17 protein-coding genes are annotated in these 14289 nt (G+C 59.4%); 5 read left to right on the top strand and 12 right to left on the bottom strand.

What is annotated here, in order from left to right:
• Positions 1-33: 33 nt before the first annotated feature.
• From RC54_RS22715 to RC54_RS22765, 12 genes are all read right to left on the bottom strand, one after another.
• Positions 34-846 (bottom strand): polyphosphate kinase 2 family protein, encoded by an 813-nt coding sequence (locus RC54_RS22715; RefSeq protein ID WP_058897044.1) that lies wholly within the window; start codon positions 844-846, stop codon positions 34-36.
• A 68-nt stretch (positions 847-914) separates the two neighbouring features.
• Complete coding sequence (locus RC54_RS22720) at positions 915-1376, bottom strand: CoA-binding protein (protein WP_058897045.1); 462 nt, start codon at positions 1374-1376, stop codon at positions 915-917.
• A gap of 186 nt (positions 1377-1562) precedes the next feature.
• On the bottom strand, positions 1563-1727 hold the full coding sequence (locus RC54_RS25520; RefSeq protein WP_156481282.1) for a hypothetical protein: 165 nt from the start codon (positions 1725-1727) through the stop codon (positions 1563-1565).
• Positions 1728-1832: 105 nt separating this feature from the next.
• Positions 1833-2255, bottom strand: coding sequence for a F0F1 ATP synthase subunit epsilon (locus RC54_RS22725; protein ID WP_058897046.1), 423 nt, complete (start codon positions 2253-2255; stop codon positions 1833-1835).
• Between the two features lie 121 nt (positions 2256-2376).
• The gene (gene atpD / locus RC54_RS22730; protein WP_008332979.1) at positions 2377-3777 is read right to left on the bottom strand and encodes a F0F1 ATP synthase subunit beta; all 1401 of its coding nucleotides are present in this window, start codon (positions 3775-3777) and stop codon (positions 2377-2379) included.
• Between the two features lie 57 nt (positions 3778-3834).
• Positions 3835-4707: a F0F1 ATP synthase subunit gamma gene (gene atpG, locus RC54_RS22735; protein ID WP_017449812.1), complete on the bottom strand. Its 873-nt coding sequence runs from the start codon at positions 4705-4707 to the stop codon at positions 3835-3837.
• A gap of 30 nt (positions 4708-4737) precedes the next feature.
• A complete protein-coding gene (gene atpA, locus RC54_RS22740; protein WP_008332982.1) occupies positions 4738-6279 on the bottom strand; it encodes a F0F1 ATP synthase subunit alpha in 1542 nt (513 codons plus the stop codon).
• A gap of 45 nt (positions 6280-6324) precedes the next feature.
• Complete coding sequence (locus tag RC54_RS22745; RefSeq protein WP_017449814.1) at positions 6325-6858, bottom strand: F0F1 ATP synthase subunit delta; 534 nt, start codon at positions 6856-6858, stop codon at positions 6325-6327.
• Between the two features lies 1 nt (position 6859).
• Positions 6860-7330 (bottom strand): F0F1 ATP synthase subunit B, encoded by a 471-nt coding sequence (locus tag RC54_RS22750; RefSeq protein ID WP_008332985.1) that lies wholly within the window; start codon positions 7328-7330, stop codon positions 6860-6862.
• 74 nt (positions 7331-7404) lie between these two features.
• On the bottom strand, positions 7405-7650 hold the full coding sequence (atpE, locus tag RC54_RS22755) for a F0F1 ATP synthase subunit C (protein ID WP_006461334.1): 246 nt from the start codon (positions 7648-7650) through the stop codon (positions 7405-7407).
• Positions 7651-7726: 76 nt separating this feature from the next.
• Positions 7727-8548, bottom strand: coding sequence for a F0F1 ATP synthase subunit A (gene atpB, locus RC54_RS22760; RefSeq protein WP_044528639.1), 822 nt, complete (start codon positions 8546-8548; stop codon positions 7727-7729).
• On the bottom strand, positions 8545-8889 hold the full coding sequence (locus tag RC54_RS22765) for an ATP synthase subunit I (protein WP_044528640.1): 345 nt from the start codon (positions 8887-8889) through the stop codon (positions 8545-8547). Before RC54_RS22765 ends, atpB begins: the two co-directional genes overlap by 4 nt.
• A gap of 693 nt (positions 8890-9582) precedes the next feature.
• Between RC54_RS22765 and rfbG the strand changes: the two genes are divergently transcribed.
• The 5 genes from rfbG to rfbD all read left to right on the top strand — a co-directional run bounded on the left by rfbG (position 9583) and on the right by rfbD (position 14280).
• On the top strand, positions 9583-10659 hold the full coding sequence (gene rfbG / locus RC54_RS22770) for a CDP-glucose 4,6-dehydratase (protein ID WP_174526092.1): 1077 nt from the start codon (positions 9583-9585) through the stop codon (positions 10657-10659).
• A 34-nt stretch (positions 10660-10693) separates the two neighbouring features.
• Positions 10694-11704 (top strand): UDP-glucose 4-epimerase GalE, encoded by a 1011-nt coding sequence (galE, locus tag RC54_RS22775; protein WP_061789398.1) that lies wholly within the window; start codon positions 10694-10696, stop codon positions 11702-11704.
• A 99-nt stretch (positions 11705-11803) separates the two neighbouring features.
• Positions 11804-12706: a glucose-1-phosphate thymidylyltransferase RfbA gene (gene rfbA / locus RC54_RS22780; protein WP_061789397.1), complete on the top strand. Its 903-nt coding sequence runs from the start codon at positions 11804-11806 to the stop codon at positions 12704-12706.
• Positions 12707-12749: 43 nt separating this feature from the next.
• Positions 12750-13301, top strand: a complete 552-nt coding sequence (gene rfbC / locus RC54_RS22785) for a dTDP-4-dehydrorhamnose 3,5-epimerase (RefSeq protein WP_061789396.1) — start codon at positions 12750-12752, stop codon at positions 13299-13301.
• Positions 13302-13329: 28 nt separating this feature from the next.
• Positions 13330-14280, top strand: a complete 951-nt coding sequence (gene rfbD, locus RC54_RS22790; protein ID WP_061789395.1) for a dTDP-4-dehydrorhamnose reductase — start codon at positions 13330-13332, stop codon at positions 14278-14280.
• Positions 14281-14289 lie beyond the last annotated feature (9 nt).

Genomic DNA, 14289 nt, shown 5'->3' on the forward strand with positions numbered 1-14289 from the left:
GCCCCTGACCCTGGCCCGGCGCCGTGCGCGGGATCAGTCGAACTTGAGATTCTTCAGTTCGGGCTTGGGGTCGGGGAACTTCAGCTTGAGCTTCTGCAAGGTCTCCAGGATCACATTGGCCACCAACAGGTTGCGATGGGTCTTGGAGTCGGCCGGCACCACATACCAGGGTGCGTGCAGGGTGCTGGTCGCGCGCAGCACTTCCTGGTAGCGCAACTGGTAGGCATCCCAGTACTTGCGCTCGGCCAGGTCCTGGGGATCGAATTTCCAGTGCTTGTTGGGATCATCGATGCGCGATTGCAGGCGCGCCTTCTGCTCGGCCTTGGAGATGTGCAGGAAGAACTTCAGCACCACCGTCCCGGTCTCCCATAACATGCGTTCGAAATCGTTGATCTGGCGATAGCGGCGCTTGCATTCCTTGTCATCGATCCAGTCGTGCACGCGGGTAATGAGCACGTCCTCGTAATGGCTGCGATTGAACACCGCGATCTCCCCCGCCACCGGCACCTGCGCATGGACCCGCCACAGGTAGTCGTGCGCCAGCTCGATGGCAGTGGGCCCCTTGAAGTTGGCGATGCGGATGCCCTGCGGATTGACGGCGGCGAAGACGTCATTGACGGTGCCGTCCTTGCCGCTGGTGTCCATACCCTGCAGGACCACTAGCACCTTGTGCTTGTGGCCGGCATAGAGCATCTGCTGTTGCAAGCCGATCTCTGCGGCCAGGCGCTGCACGGTGGCGCGGTCGGCTTCCTTGTTGCCGCTGGAGAGCGGCTTGGTGGTGGCGTCGCTCTCCTTGAGGAGGTACTTGGGATGGACCATGAATTGCGGGCCGATTTTCTTTGCCATGCTGTCTCGCTGTTCGTTATAAATATTTTCCGGATTTCACCGGTTCGGAATTGAAATTACCATTGAAATTACAACACGCCGTGGAACTGACCCATGGCATGTTCGATCTTGATGCACTTGTCCATGATGACCTGCAGACCTGCTGCGCGGGCGCGCTCTGCTGCTTCTTCATGGACGATGGCTAGCTGCATCCATACGCAGTGGGCGCCGATGGCAATGGCCTCCTCCACCACCGGCGGAATGTCGGCCGACTTGCGGAAGCAATCCACGATGGAAATGCGCAAGCCTTCCTTGGCCAAGGCCGCGCTGGCCTCCCGCAGGCTGGCGTGGCAGTGCTCGCCGAGGATGGTCTGCCCCGCATACATCGGATTGACGGCAACGATGCGGTATCCCGCTGACTGCATATACGCCGCCACGTCAAAGCTGGCGCGCTCGGGGCGATTGGACAGGCCGACCACGGCAATGATGGGCTTGCCGTTGGCGTGCGAGGCGAGCGGCGCCTGGCTGGCGGGGGATGCGACTGAAGACATTGCGGCTCCTGTCTGGGTGGATGAAGAAATGGAGGAAAACTCTTTAAATGATTGACGCGAACCGGATTGGTTCGATGCCCTGTTGCGCGAACGGAAGACTTTACCTGATCGAGGCAGTTGCCGCAGCGGCATTGGCGCCAGACTTGATGCAGATTAATGGGCCCTGGTTGGCGCGGTCAGACGCGGTCATTTCCGCCCGGCTAAGGCTTGGAACAGGCGTAGATGAACAATGCTGTCACCCCACCCCTCTGCAAGCGGCACAGGGCGATGGTGAATTGAAGAGAGGTGAAGGAAAAGAGAAGACAGCTCACCGGCCAGTTGCGCCTGAAGCGGCGCGATGAGGTCAAACATGGAGGCCAAGAAAAAAGGCAGCCGAAGCTGCCTTTCGAGGTACTGCTGTGCTGCCGTGCCGCGGTGTTCTTCCTGGGAAAAATCCGAAGAAACCGCGCCGACCGATCAGCGCTTCTGACGCAACTTCTGGATCGCGGCCAACTGTGCCACAGCGGCAGCCAGTTCGGCCTGGGCTGCAGCGTGGTCGATCTTGGAGTCGCGATTGACCAGCGCTTCTTCGGCCAGACGCTTGGCTTCGGCGGCCTTGGCTTCGTCCAGGTCGGCACCACGGATGGCGGTGTCGGCCAGCACGGTCACGGCGTCGGGCTGCACTTCCAAGAGGCCACCGGCCACGAACACGAATTCCTCGTGCGCCTGACCCGGGATCTTGATACGGACAGCACCTGGCTTGATGCGCGTGATCAGCGGGGTGTGACGGGGATAGATACCCAGCTCACCCGCTTCGCCCGGCAACGCGACGAATTCAGCCTCGCCGGAGAAGATTTCCTCTTCCGCCGAGACCACGTCCACGTGAATAGTATGTGCCATGTCGTTTCCTAGTCGATTGACCGCCCCTGCGAACAGGGGCGGCGCCAATGAATCAATGATTACTTACCTGCTGTGGTCAGCTCCGGTGCTACACCGGAGGTCGACCACGGCATGGTCAGTCTTAGTTGATCTTCTTGGCCTTTTCGATTGCTTCGTCGATGGTACCGACCATGTAGAACGCTTGTTCCGGCAGGTGGTCCAGTTCGCCGCTGGCGATCATCTTGAAGCCCTTGATCGTGTCCTTCAACGAAACGTACTTGCCCGGGGAACCGGTGAACACTTCGGCGACGTGGAAGGGCTGCGACAGGAAACGTTGCATCTTGCGAGCACGTGCGACGATCAGCTTGTCTTCCGGTGCCAGTTCGTCCATGCCCAGAATGGCGATGATGTCGCGCAGTTCCTTGTAGCGCTGCAGGGTACCCTGGACCGCGCGGGCGGTCTCGTAGTGCTCCTGGCCGACCACTTGCGGGTCCAGCTGGCGCGAGGTCGAGTCCAGCGGATCGACGGCGGGGTAGATACCCAGCGAGGCGATGTCACGCGACAGAACGACGGTCGAGTCCAAGTGGGCGAAGGTGGTTGCCGGCGACGGGTCGGTCAAGTCATCCGCAGGGACGTACACGGCCTGGATCGAGGTGATCGAGCCAGTCTTGGTCGAGGTGATACGCTCTTGCAGGCGGCCCATTTCTTCGGCCAGCGTCGGCTGGTAGCCCACGGCGGACGGCATACGGCCCAGCAGCGCGGACACTTCGGTACCGGCCAGGGTGTAACGGTAGATGTTGTCGACGAAGAACAGCACGTCCTTGCCTTCGTCACGGAAACCTTCCGCAATCGTCAGGCCGGTCAGCGCCACGCGCAGACGGTTGCCCGGCGGTTCGTTCATCTGGCCGTAGACCATGGCGACCTTGGAGTTGGTCGGGTTTTCCAGGTCCACCACCTTGGCTTCTGCCATTTCATGGTAGAAGTCGTTACCTTCACGGGTACGCTCACCAACACCGGCGAACACGGACAGACCGCTGTGCGCCTTGGCGATGTTGTTGATCAGTTCCATCATGTTCACGGTCTTGCCCACACCGGCGCCACCGAACAGACCGACCTTACCACCCTTGGCGAACGGGCAGACCAGGTCAATCACCTTGATGCCGGTTTCCAGCAGCTCTTGCGAGGGCGACAGTTCGTCGTACGCGGGAGCCTTGCGGTGGATCGACGCGGTTTGCTCGTGCGAGACCGGACCGCATTCGTCGATCGGGTTGCCCAGCACGTCCATGATGCGACCCAGGGTCGCGGTACCGACCGGCACCGTGATGGGCTTGCCGGTGTTCGAGATGGTCAGGCCGCGGCGCAGACCGTCCGACGAACCGAGCGCAATGGTACGAACCACGCCGTCGCCCAGCTGTTGCTGGACTTCCAGGGTCAGATCCGAACCTTCCAATTTCAAGGCATCGTAAACCTTGGGCATCGCATCGCGCGGAAACTCCACGTCCACCACAGCGCCGATACACTGAACGATTTTGCCATCAGCCATTTTCGTTCCTTCAATAGATAAAATTTAAATTCTGTTTCGCTACGCTACGCCAGCTGATCAGCCGACCGCAGCCGCACCGGCGACGATTTCCGACAGCTCTTTGGTAATGGCGGCCTGGCGAGTCTTGTTGTAGACCAACTTCAACTCACCGATCACGCTACCTGCGTTGTCGCTGGCGGCCTTCATCGCGACCATGCGCGCCGATTGCTCGGAGGCCATGTTCTCGGCGACGGCTTGATAGATCAGCGCTTCGACGTAACGCACCAGCAGTTCGTCCACCACGGATTGCACATCGGGCTCATAGATGTAGTCCCAGGAGTGCGCACCCTCGTCAGCCTTGAGCTTGTCGCTGGTCAGCGGCAGCAGCTGTTGCAGGGTGGCTTCCTGCTTCATCGTGTTGATGAACTTGGTGTACACCAGGTACACCGCGTCCAGCTTGCCTTCCTGGTAAGCGTCGAGCAGCACCTTGACGGGGCCGATCAGCTTTTCCAGGTGCGGCGTATCACCCAGTTGCGTCACGTTGGCGGCCACGCGGGCGCCGATGCGATTCAGAAAACCCAAACCCTTGTTGCCAATGGCGACGGATTCGATGGACTTGCCCTGGCCTTCCAGTTCACGGAACTTGTTGGTCAACAGGCGCAGCGAGTTGGTGTTCATGCCGCCGCACAGACCCTTGTCGGTCGTGACGACGATGAAACCAACGCGCTTGGCCGTGTCTTGCTGGACCATGAACGGGTGCACGTACTCCGGATTGGCCTGCGACAGGTTGGCCGCAATGTTGCGGATCTTGTCGCTGTACGGGCGGGCTGCGTGCATCCGGTCCTGCGCCTTGCGCATTTTGGATGCCGCGACCATTTCCATCGCCTTGGTGATCTTCTTCGTATTTTCTACGCTCTTGATCTTGCCACGTATCTCTTTACCTGTAGCCATGAGTAAGACTCCTTATAGCTTCAGTAAGAATTAGTACGCGCCGGATTTCTTGAAGTCAGCGATGGCGGCTGCCAGGGCTGCCTCAGCATCCTTATCCAGTTGCTTGGTGTCTTCGATCTTCTTCAACAGCTCAGCGTGGCTGGTCTTCATGAAGTTGTGCAGAGCCGACTCGAAGGCCAGGATCTTCTTCACTTCGACGTCGTCCATGTAGCCCTTGTTGACGGCGAACAGGGTGACGGCCATGATCGAGATCGATTGCGGGGTGTACTGAGCCTGCTTCAGCAGTTCGGTCACGCGCGCACCGCGGTCCAGCTGCTTGCGAGTGGCTTCGTCCAGGTCAGAAGCGAACTGCGCGAAGGCCGCCAACTCACGGTACTGTGCCAGGTCGGTACGGATACCGCCGGACAGGCCCTTGATGACCTTGGTCTGGGCAGCGCCACCGACGCGCGACACCGAGATACCGGCGTTGATCGCAGGACGGATACCGGCGTTGAACAGCGAAGTTTCCAGGAAGATCTGGCCGTCGGTGATCGAGATCACGTTGGTCGGAACGAAGGCCGACACGTCACCTGCCTGGGTTTCGATGATCGGCAGTGCGGTCAGGGAACCGGTCTGGCCCTTGACTTCGCCGTTGGTGAACTTCTCGACGTAGTCGGCGTTCACGCGGGCAGCACGTTCCAAGAGGCGGCTGTGCAGGTAGAACACGTCGCCAGGATAGGCTTCACGGCCCGGCGGACGGCGCAGCAGCAGCGAGACCTGACGGTAGGCCACGGCTTGCTTGGACAGGTCGTCATAGACGATCAGGGCGTCTTGACCGCGATCGCGGAAGTATTCGCCCATGGCGCAACCCGAGTAGGCCGACACGTATTGCATCGCTGCCGATTCGGAGGCGGTCGCTGCCACGACGATGGTGTATTCCATCGCGCCGTGCGCTTCCAGTGCGCGCACCACGTTCTTGACCGACGAAGCCTTCTGGCCGATCGCAACGTAGATGCAGGTCATGTTCTGACCCTTTTGATTGATGATGGCGTCGATCGCAACGGCGGTCTTGCCGGTCTGGCGGTCACCGATGATCAGCTCGCGCTGGCCACGGCCGACGGGCACCATGGAGTCGATCGACTTCAGGCCGGTCTGCATCGGCTGCGACACGGACTGACGGGCGATCACGCCCGGAGCGATCTTTTCGATCGGGGCGGTCAGCTTGGCGTTGATCGGACCCTTGCCGTCGATCGGCTGGCCCAGTGCGTTGACCACGCGGCCCTTCAGTTCGGGACCGATGGGCACTTCCAGGATGCGGCCGGTGCACTTGACCAGGTCGCCTTCGGAAATGTGTTCGTACTCGCCCAGGATAACGGCGCCCACCGAGTCACGCTCCAGGTTCAGCGCCAGGCCGAAGGTGTTGCCCGGGAATTCCAGCATCTCACCTTGCATCACGTCGGACAGACCATGGATACGGCAGATACCGTCGGACACGGAGATGACCGTGCCCTGATTGCGAATCTCAGCGGTATCGCCAAGGCCTTGGATCCGGCTCTTGATCAGCTCGCTGATTTCAGATGCGTTGAGTTGCATACTAACTCCTAAAAATTGTTCTTTCGCTTAGCCAGCCAGAGGCACTTACGCGGCCAGAGCAGCTTGCAGCTGCTGCAGCTTCGCGCGCACGGAGGTATCGAACACTTCGTCGCCGACCACGACGCGCACACCGCCGATGAGGCTGCTGTCGACCGTCACGGAGGGGTTCAGCTTGCGGCCGAACTTCTTCTCCAGTGCCGAGACCACATCCTTGACCTGGGCATCGCTGAGCTCAAAGGCGCTCACGATGTTGGCATCGGCCGAACCTTCCGCCGTGTTCTTGAGCACGTGGAATTGTTCGGCGATCTGCGGCAGCAGCACCAGGCGGCCGTTGTCCACCAGCGTCTTGACGAAATTGGTCGCCTCGACGGACAACGGGGTCTTCACGGCGGCGGCAAACACTTCAGCCAGCTTGTCGTGCGTTACGGAAGGATTCTGCGCCAGGGCCTGCACCTCGGGATGCGCTGCCACCTGGGCCATCTCGTCGATGAGATCGGACCAGGCTGCCAGGCTGCCTGCCTTGGCCACACGGAACAAGGCTTCGGCGTAAGGACGAGCGATCGTTGCGAGTTCGGCCATATTACAGCTCTGTCTTCAGTTGATTCAGCAAGTCGGCATGAGCCGCCGCATTCACTTCGCGCTTGAGGATCTGTTCCGCGCCCTTGACGGCGAGCGTCGCAACCTGGCCGCGCAGTTCTTCACGCGCCTGGTTCACTTGCTGTTGAGCGTCTGCACGGGCGTTGGCGATGATGCGGGCAGCTTCTTCAGCAGCCGTCTTCTTGGCTTCTTCGATGATCAGCTGAGCGCGCTTCTCGGCTTCGCCGATACGCTTCTGGCCTTCATCACGTGCCGATGCCAGTTCGCCCTGGATGCGCTTTTCGGCGGCGGCCAGATCGGCGCGACCGCGGTCAGCGGCTGCCAGCCCGTCCGCAATCTTCTTGGCGCGTTCGTCGAGCGCCTTAATCAACGGCGGCCACACGAATTTCATCGTGAAGCCGGCGAGGATGAAGAAGACCACGAACTGTGCAATCAATGTTGCATTTAAGTTCACGGTAATTTCCTTCTCAGAATAACGAGTGCCGGAACCAATCGTCCGGCAGATGAGAATCGGCTATGAAGCGCGAATTACTTGGCGATGAACGGATTTGCGAAGGCGAACAGCATGGCGATACCAACGCCGATCAGGAAGGCGGCGTCGATCAGGCCAGCCAGCAGGAACATCTTGGTTTGCAGGGTGTTCATCAGTTCAGGCTGACGTGCGGATGCTTCGAGGTACTTACCGCCCATGATCGCGATACCGATACAAGCGCCGATAGCACCCAGGCCAATGATCAAACCGCAAGCCAGAGCAACGAAAGAGACATCAGTCATGACAATTCCTTAAGAAAAGTTAATTAAATACAAAACCAAAAAAACAAACTGAAAAACAGGTACTGCAAGCCTTGTGTTAGTGCGCTTCGTGCGCCTGGCCCAGGTAAACCAGTGTCAACATCATGAAGATGAATGCTTGGAGCAACACGATCAGGATGTGGAAAATTGCCCAGATAGAACCGGCGATCACATGGCCGATGAAGCCGAATGCGGTCGCGGTCGATCCCAGCAATGCGATCAGCAGGAACAACAGTTCGCCTGCATACATGTTGCCGAACAGTCGCATCCCCAGGGAGACGGTCTTGGCGGCGAATTCGATGATGTTCAGCAGCAGGTTGAACGGCGCCAGCCAGATGCCGAAAGGTGCTGCAAACAGTTCATGGATGAAGCCGCCGGCGCCCTTGATCTTGACGCTGTAGTACAGCATCAGGGCCAGCACGCCCAGGGCGATGCCCAGGGTGCCGTTGAGGTCGGCGGTGGGAACGATACGATGATGCATTTCACCCAGGCCGAACACGCCCAGGATGCTGGAAGCCAGGTCCACCGGCAGGAAGTCCAGCGAGTTCATCAGGGCCACCCAGACGAACACGGTCAGGGCCACCGGAGCGATGAAGGTGCGGTCACCGTGGACGATGGCCTTGGACTGGTCTTCCACCATTTCCACGACCATCTCGACGAAGGCCTGGAAACGGCCCGGCACACCCGAGGTCGCCTTGCGGGCGGCCAGGAACATGAACAGGCAGCCCACCACACCACAGAACACGGACCAGAAGATGGTGTCCACGTTGAGGATGGAGAAATCGACGATCTTGGTCTGATGATGGGTGGAGAAGTGTCCGAGGTGGTGGACGATATATTCAGAGGCTGTCAGCGCGTGCTCTGCGGCTTCTACGGTCATGGTCGGTGTCTAAACAGTAAAATGAAATAACTCTTAAGCACCACGATGAAGCTCAGCACAAATGCGAGCCAATGAACACCGTGGTACAACCAAACGATCGCGCCCATGAGCGCAAAAGTCGTAGCAATCTTGATAAATTCCCCGAAGAAAAACGTCATCGGGTTGGTACCACCGGGTTTCTGTGCACTGACGTGAAGTCGCAGGGCAAACAGGGCGTTGGGGACGACACAGCAGACTCCCCCCAGCAATGCGGACCAAAGCGCCGAAACTCCGCCCAACATACCCGCCACCAGGGCAGCGACGACCGTGGTTACGAGCTGCATGAGAATGATGCGCAGCATATCTATCCAATATCGTGCGTGCGCCGCACTCTTTACGAGCAGACGGCATCTTAAAAGCCCGGCGATTATAAAGGTTCGTTTTCTGGTAAGTCAAACCTTTTGCTGCCAGATCAGGGGCTTATCTGGGGCACTTCGCGGTGAGTTGTGGCAAATAAGCAGCCACTTCAATTTTTTGCGGCGCAACAAAAATAGATGGCGCCATTTCTCTTCCCTGGCTAGCCTTTTTTCACCACGCAAGGGCATCGCCTGACTGTTCTTTTATTCAGTTTTGCGTATCCCGCAGGAATATGCAGGAATAACGCGCACAAAAGCCCGGAAATGAGCCCGGTTTTTGAAACAGCGCTCAATTTAATCAAAAAAGCTCTCAGACGCTAGTGAAATATCCCACAAATTCAATGATTTAGAGCAAATTGCCAGACGCTCGCAATCGTCCACAGACTGGACTGACATTTTGTCAGGAAAATGGGAGTTGTCAGACGACCAAGCTCGCTTTTTCCTTCATATGTTGCAGTACAGCGCAAGCTTCTTGGAAAAGTGAGCCCGATGGACTCTGGCGGACGGTGGCATTGCCGCGCCAAGCTGCAATTGCATGAAAGGAATAAAAACCCCTGCCTGATCCTCGCTTGCCTAGCTTGTCACGCGTGCTCTAATCTCATGATCGTCACCCCGCCAACCCGTATCCGAGGCTGCATGATGTCGAACTTCTGGCGCGGCAAGCGCGTTTTCATTACCGGGCATACCGGTTTCAAGGGTGGCTGGCTAAGCCTGTGGCTGCACATGATGGGCGCCAGGGTCAGCGGCTATTCCCTGCCGGCACCGACCAACCCCAGCCTGTTCCATCTCGCCCGCCTGCACAATTGCCTGCACACCACCACGGGCGACGTACGTGATCCACTGCACCTGGCGCAGAGCATGGCCGCAGCGCAAGCCGATGTGGTCTTTCATCTGGCGGCCCAGGCACTGGTGCGCGACTCCTATCTCACGCCCGTCGATACCTACGCCACCAATGTGATGGGCACCGTACATGTGCTGGAGGCGGTGCGCCAAACCCCCAGCGTGCGCTCAGTGGTCGTGGTCACCAGCGACAAATGCTATGAAAACCGTGAATGGCTGTGGGGCTATCGTGAAGACGAGCCCATGGGTGGTCATGACCCTTACAGCAGCAGCAAGGGCGTGGCCGAACTGGTGACCGCGGCGTATCGGCGCTCCTTCTTTGGCAAAGCTGGCAACGAGCAGGTCGGCATTGCCAGCGTGCGGGCCGGCAATGTCATCGGCGGCGGTGACTTTGCCGCCGATCGGCTGATTCCCGATTTCATTCGCGCCCTGGAAAAAGATGCCCCGGTCAGCATTCGCAACCCCACTGCGGTACGTCCCTGGCAATTCGTTCTGGAGCCGCTATCGGGATATCTGCAGATCGCACAGTTGCTCTACGAACACGGCAGCCAATATGCGGAAGGCTGGAACTTCGGCCCCGCCGAAACCGACCCGAAAACGGTCGGCCAGCTCTGCACCACCTTCAACCAGGCACTGCAACAGCATCAGGTCGCGCCGGCACGAGTAGTGCTAGAACCCCAGGCAAACGCTCCGCACGAAGCCCATCTGCTGCGCCTGGACATCTCCAAGGCACGCCAGCGCCTGGGCTGGGAACCTCGAATGGAACTGAGCGCGGCGCTGGAGCTGACCGCGCAGTGGTATGCCGGCCACCTCAACAATGAAGATTTGCGCGCACTGAGCGAAGAGCAGATTCACTTTTACCAGAGTCTGACATAATCGCGCTGTTGCCAACTTACCAAGCGAATCTGATATGAACATCCTAGTTACTGGCGGTGCCGGCTACATCGGTTCTCATACCTGCGTGGAACTGCTCAATGCAGGCCACGAGGTGATCGTCTTCGACAACTTCTGCAACAGCAGCCCGGAATCGGTGAAGCGGGTGCAGCAGATCACTGGTCGCTCGCTATCGCTGGTCAAGGGAGACATCCGCAATCGCGATCAGTTGGAGAGCGTGCTGCGTGAATTCAAATGCGAGGCCGTGATCCATTTCGCCGGTCTCAAGGCGGTCGGTGAATCGGTCGAACAGCCGCTGAAGTATTACGACAACAACGTGGTCGGCACGGTGCGTCTGCTGGAGGCGATGGAAGCGGCCGGGGTGAAGACCTTTGTCTTCTCCTCGTCGGCCACGGTGTATGGCGACCCGCAGTATCTGCCACTGACCGAATCGCACCCGCTGTCGGCCAGCAACCCCTATGGCCGCAGCAAGATCATCATCGAGGACATGCTGCGCGACTACTACCGCGCCCATCCCGACTGGAAGATCGCCCTGCTGCGCTACTTCAACCCGGTCGGTGCCCACGAGAGCGGCCTGATCGGCGAAGATCCAAGCGGCATCCCCAACAATCTCATGCCCTATGTCGCCCAGGTTGCGGTGGGACGCCGCGAACGACTCAGCATCTGGGGCGGCGACTATGCCACACCCGACGGTACTGGCGTGCGTGATTTCATCCACGTAGTGGACCTGGCTATCGGCCACGTCGCCGCACTACAGGCGCTGACCGCACCTGAATGCTTTGCCGTCAATCTTGGCACCGGCATCGGCTACAGTGTGCTGGATGTGGTCAATGCCTACGAAAAGGCGGCCGGCAAAGCCATCCCCTACACCATCGCGGCGCGCCGTCCGGGCGACATTGCCTCCTGCTATGCCGACCCTGCCGAGGCGCGACGCAAGCTGGGCTGGGAAGCCAAGCGCGGGCTGGATGCCATGTGCGCCGACTCCTGGCGCTGGCAGCAAATGAATCCCAATGGGTTCAAGTCCTGATTTGTCCCACACCGTGGCTACCAGACAGGGCACTGCCCGCCTCACCAATAATGACTGGCCACGGCAACAATATGGCGATAATCCAAGGAGAACATTGAGATGACAGCGGCATCGCAAGCAAGCCGGCGCAAAGGCATCATCCTGGCCGGCGGCTCCGGCACCAGGTTGTATCCAGCTACCACCGTGGTATCGAAACAGCTCATGCCCATCTACGACAAGCCGATGGTGTATTACCCGCTGTCGAGTCTGATGCTGGCGGGCATTCGCGACATCCTGCTCATCTCCACACCGCAAGACACACCGCGGTTTGCCGAGTTGCTGGGCGATGGCCAACAGTGGGGGCTCAACATCAGCTATGCGGTACAGCCTTCGCCCGATGGCCTGGCGCAAGCCTTCCTGATCGGCCGCGACTTCATCGGCGCTGATCCCTCGGCGCTGATTCTGGGCGACAACATCTTCTACGGTCGCGATCTGGAACTTCCCATGCGCCAGGCTAATGCACGGCTGGAGGGTGCCACCATCTTCGCCTACCATGTCCAGGATCCCGAGCGTTACGGCGTGGTCGAATTCGATAGCCAGCGCCGCGTGATCGGCATTGAAGAAAAGCCGCTCCAGCCCAAATCCAATTTCGCCGTGACGGGCCTGTATTTCTACGACAACCAGGTCATTGACATCGCCCGCGAGATCAAGCCTTCGGCACGCGGCGAACTGGAGATTACCGACGTCAACCGCGCCTATCTGGAGCGCGGGCAACTGCAAGTGGAATTGATGGGGCGCGGCATTGCCTGGCTCGACACAGGAACCCATGAATCACTGCTGGATGCAGGGCAATTCATCGCCACCATCGAGAAGCGCCAGGGACTCAAGGTAGCCTGCCCGGAAGAAATTGCCTATCGGCGGGGCTACATCGACGCGGCCCAGTTGGAACAGCTGGCTGTGCCGTTGAAAAAAAATGCCTATGGCAAGTATTTAATCCAATTACTCAACGACAATAGTTACTGAGGCAGTTGGCCCATGAACCCTCCTGTATTTGCTCCCTTACCCTATGCTGGTTAAAACCACTCCCTTGGACGGCGTACTGCAGATTGAACCTCGTGTCTTCGGGGACAGCCGCGGCTTCTTTTACGAAAGCTTCAACGAACGCGTCTTTCGCGATCAGACGGGTATGGATGTGCACTTCGTCCAGGACAATCATTCCCGTTCCGCGCGTGGCGTACTGCGTGGACTGCACTACCAGATCCGTCACCCGCAAGGCAAGCTGGTGCGCGTGGTACGTGGCGCGGTGCTGGACGTGGTACTCGACATCCGCCGCACTTCACCGACCTTTGGCCAGTGGTTCAGTTCGATCCTGAGCGAAGAGAACAAACGACAAATGTGGATCCCGCCAGGCTTTGCGCATGGATTCTCGGTCTTGGAAGACGACACCGAGTTTCTCTACAAGACGACTGACTACTGGATGCCCGAGTACGAACGCTGCATCCTGTGGAACGACCCGGCTCTGGCGATCGACTGGCAATTGCAGGGCGAACCGATCATGTCGGAGAAGGATAAACACGGCACGCCTTTCCTCAATGCTGAGGTATTCGAGACACCATGAACTCGCCCACGTTGATGAAAGCCGGATCATGAAATCCACGCGTATCCTGCTCACCGGCGCCAGCGGCCAGATCGGGGGAGAATTGCTGCGGCGCTTGCGTGCCATGCCGGCCGGCGTCGAGGTGATCGCCCCCACGCGCGCGCAACTCGACCTGGCGGACCTGGACGCCCTGCGTGCGGCTGTGCGCCACGCCCAACCCGATCTGATCCTGCACCCGGCAGCCTACACCGCCGTGGTCAAAGCCGAATCCGAACCAGAACTGGCGCGTCGCCTCAATGCCGAGGCCCCCGCCGTGCTGGCCGAAGAAGCCGCGCGATTGGGGGCGGCACTGGTGCATTTTTCGACCGACTACGTGTTCGACGGCCGCCATGACGGACGCTACACAGAAGACATGCCGACCAACCCGCTCAACGTGTACGGTGCGACCAAGCGCGAGGGAGAGCTGGCCATTGCCGCCAGTGGCGCGGCGTACTGGATTCTGCGGACCAGTTGGGTCTACAACCTGGCTGGCAACAATTTCATGAAGACCGCCATCCGCCTGGCACAACAGAAAGAAAGCTATACCATCGTCGGCGACCAGTTTGGCGCGCCCACCTGGGCTTCTACCATCGCGGCAGTCTGCTGTCGGATGTTGGCCGGAGCCGGTGGCGGACGCGAGAAAGTGGCGGCCACCAGCGGCATCTATCATCTCACCGCCGCTGGTGCGACTTCCTGGCATGGCTATGCCTCATTGATCGCAAGCGAACTGATGGCACGCGGTGTCACGCTCAAGCTCAAGGGGCTGGAGCAGATCACGCCGGTGCCGACTTCCTCCTACCCCACGCCACCCGAACGCCCGCTGAACTCGCGCCTGGATTGCAGCAAGCTGGAGCGCAGCTTCGGCCTGACCCTGCCCGCCTGGGATGAGGACGCACTGGCTTGCCTGCAGCAGATCATCGCGCACTACCAGCTCGACCAGGGGCGTCTGCTGCCTGATTGACGCCCATAC

The sequence above is a fragment of the Herbaspirillum rubrisubalbicans genome, assembly GCF_003719195.1.
Classification (GTDB): domain Bacteria; phylum Pseudomonadota; class Gammaproteobacteria; order Burkholderiales; family Burkholderiaceae_D; genus Herbaspirillum; species Herbaspirillum rubrisubalbicans.

What these genes read in the sequence shown, in the direction of transcription:
- RC54_RS25520 (WP_156481282.1), bottom strand. Translation starts at nt 1,727, where the DNA reads ATGTTTGACCTCATCGCGCCGCTTCAGGCGCAACTGGCCGGTGAGCTG.
- rfbD (WP_061789395.1), top strand. Translation starts at nt 13,330, where the DNA reads ATGAAATCCACGCGTATCCTGCTCACCGGCGCCAGCGGCCAGATCGGG.
- atpD (WP_008332979.1), bottom strand. Translation starts at nt 3,777, where the DNA reads ATGGCTGATGGCAAAATCGTTCAGTGTATCGGCGCTGTGGTGGACGTG.
- rfbG (WP_174526092.1), top strand. Translation starts at nt 9,583, where the DNA reads ATGTCGAACTTCTGGCGCGGCAAGCGCGTTTTCATTACCGGGCATACC.
- RC54_RS22745 (WP_017449814.1), bottom strand. Translation starts at nt 6,858, where the DNA reads ATGGCCGAACTCGCAACGATCGCTCGTCCTTACGCCGAAGCCTTGTTC.
- atpG (WP_017449812.1), bottom strand. Translation starts at nt 4,707, where the DNA reads ATGGCTACAGGTAAAGAGATACGTGGCAAGATCAAGAGCGTAGAAAAT.
- RC54_RS22765 (WP_044528640.1), bottom strand. Translation starts at nt 8,889, where the DNA reads ATGCTGCGCATCATTCTCATGCAGCTCGTAACCACGGTCGTCGCTGCC.
- atpA (WP_008332982.1), bottom strand. Translation starts at nt 6,279, where the DNA reads ATGCAACTCAACGCATCTGAAATCAGCGAGCTGATCAAGAGCCGGATC.
- RC54_RS22715 (WP_058897044.1), bottom strand. Translation starts at nt 846, where the DNA reads ATGGCAAAGAAAATCGGCCCGCAATTCATGGTCCATCCCAAGTACCTC.
- atpE (WP_006461334.1), bottom strand. Translation starts at nt 7,650, where the DNA reads ATGACTGATGTCTCTTTCGTTGCTCTGGCTTGCGGTTTGATCATTGGC.
- RC54_RS22720 (WP_058897045.1), bottom strand. Translation starts at nt 1,376, where the DNA reads ATGTCTTCAGTCGCATCCCCCGCCAGCCAGGCGCCGCTCGCCTCGCAC.
- galE (WP_061789398.1), top strand. Translation starts at nt 10,694, where the DNA reads ATGAACATCCTAGTTACTGGCGGTGCCGGCTACATCGGTTCTCATACC.
- rfbC (WP_061789396.1), top strand. Translation starts at nt 12,750, where the DNA reads ATGCTGGTTAAAACCACTCCCTTGGACGGCGTACTGCAGATTGAACCT.
- atpB (WP_044528639.1), bottom strand. Translation starts at nt 8,548, where the DNA reads ATGACCGTAGAAGCCGCAGAGCACGCGCTGACAGCCTCTGAATATATC.
- RC54_RS22725 (WP_058897046.1), bottom strand. Translation starts at nt 2,255, where the DNA reads ATGGCACATACTATTCACGTGGACGTGGTCTCGGCGGAAGAGGAAATC.
- rfbA (WP_061789397.1), top strand. Translation starts at nt 11,804, where the DNA reads ATGACAGCGGCATCGCAAGCAAGCCGGCGCAAAGGCATCATCCTGGCC.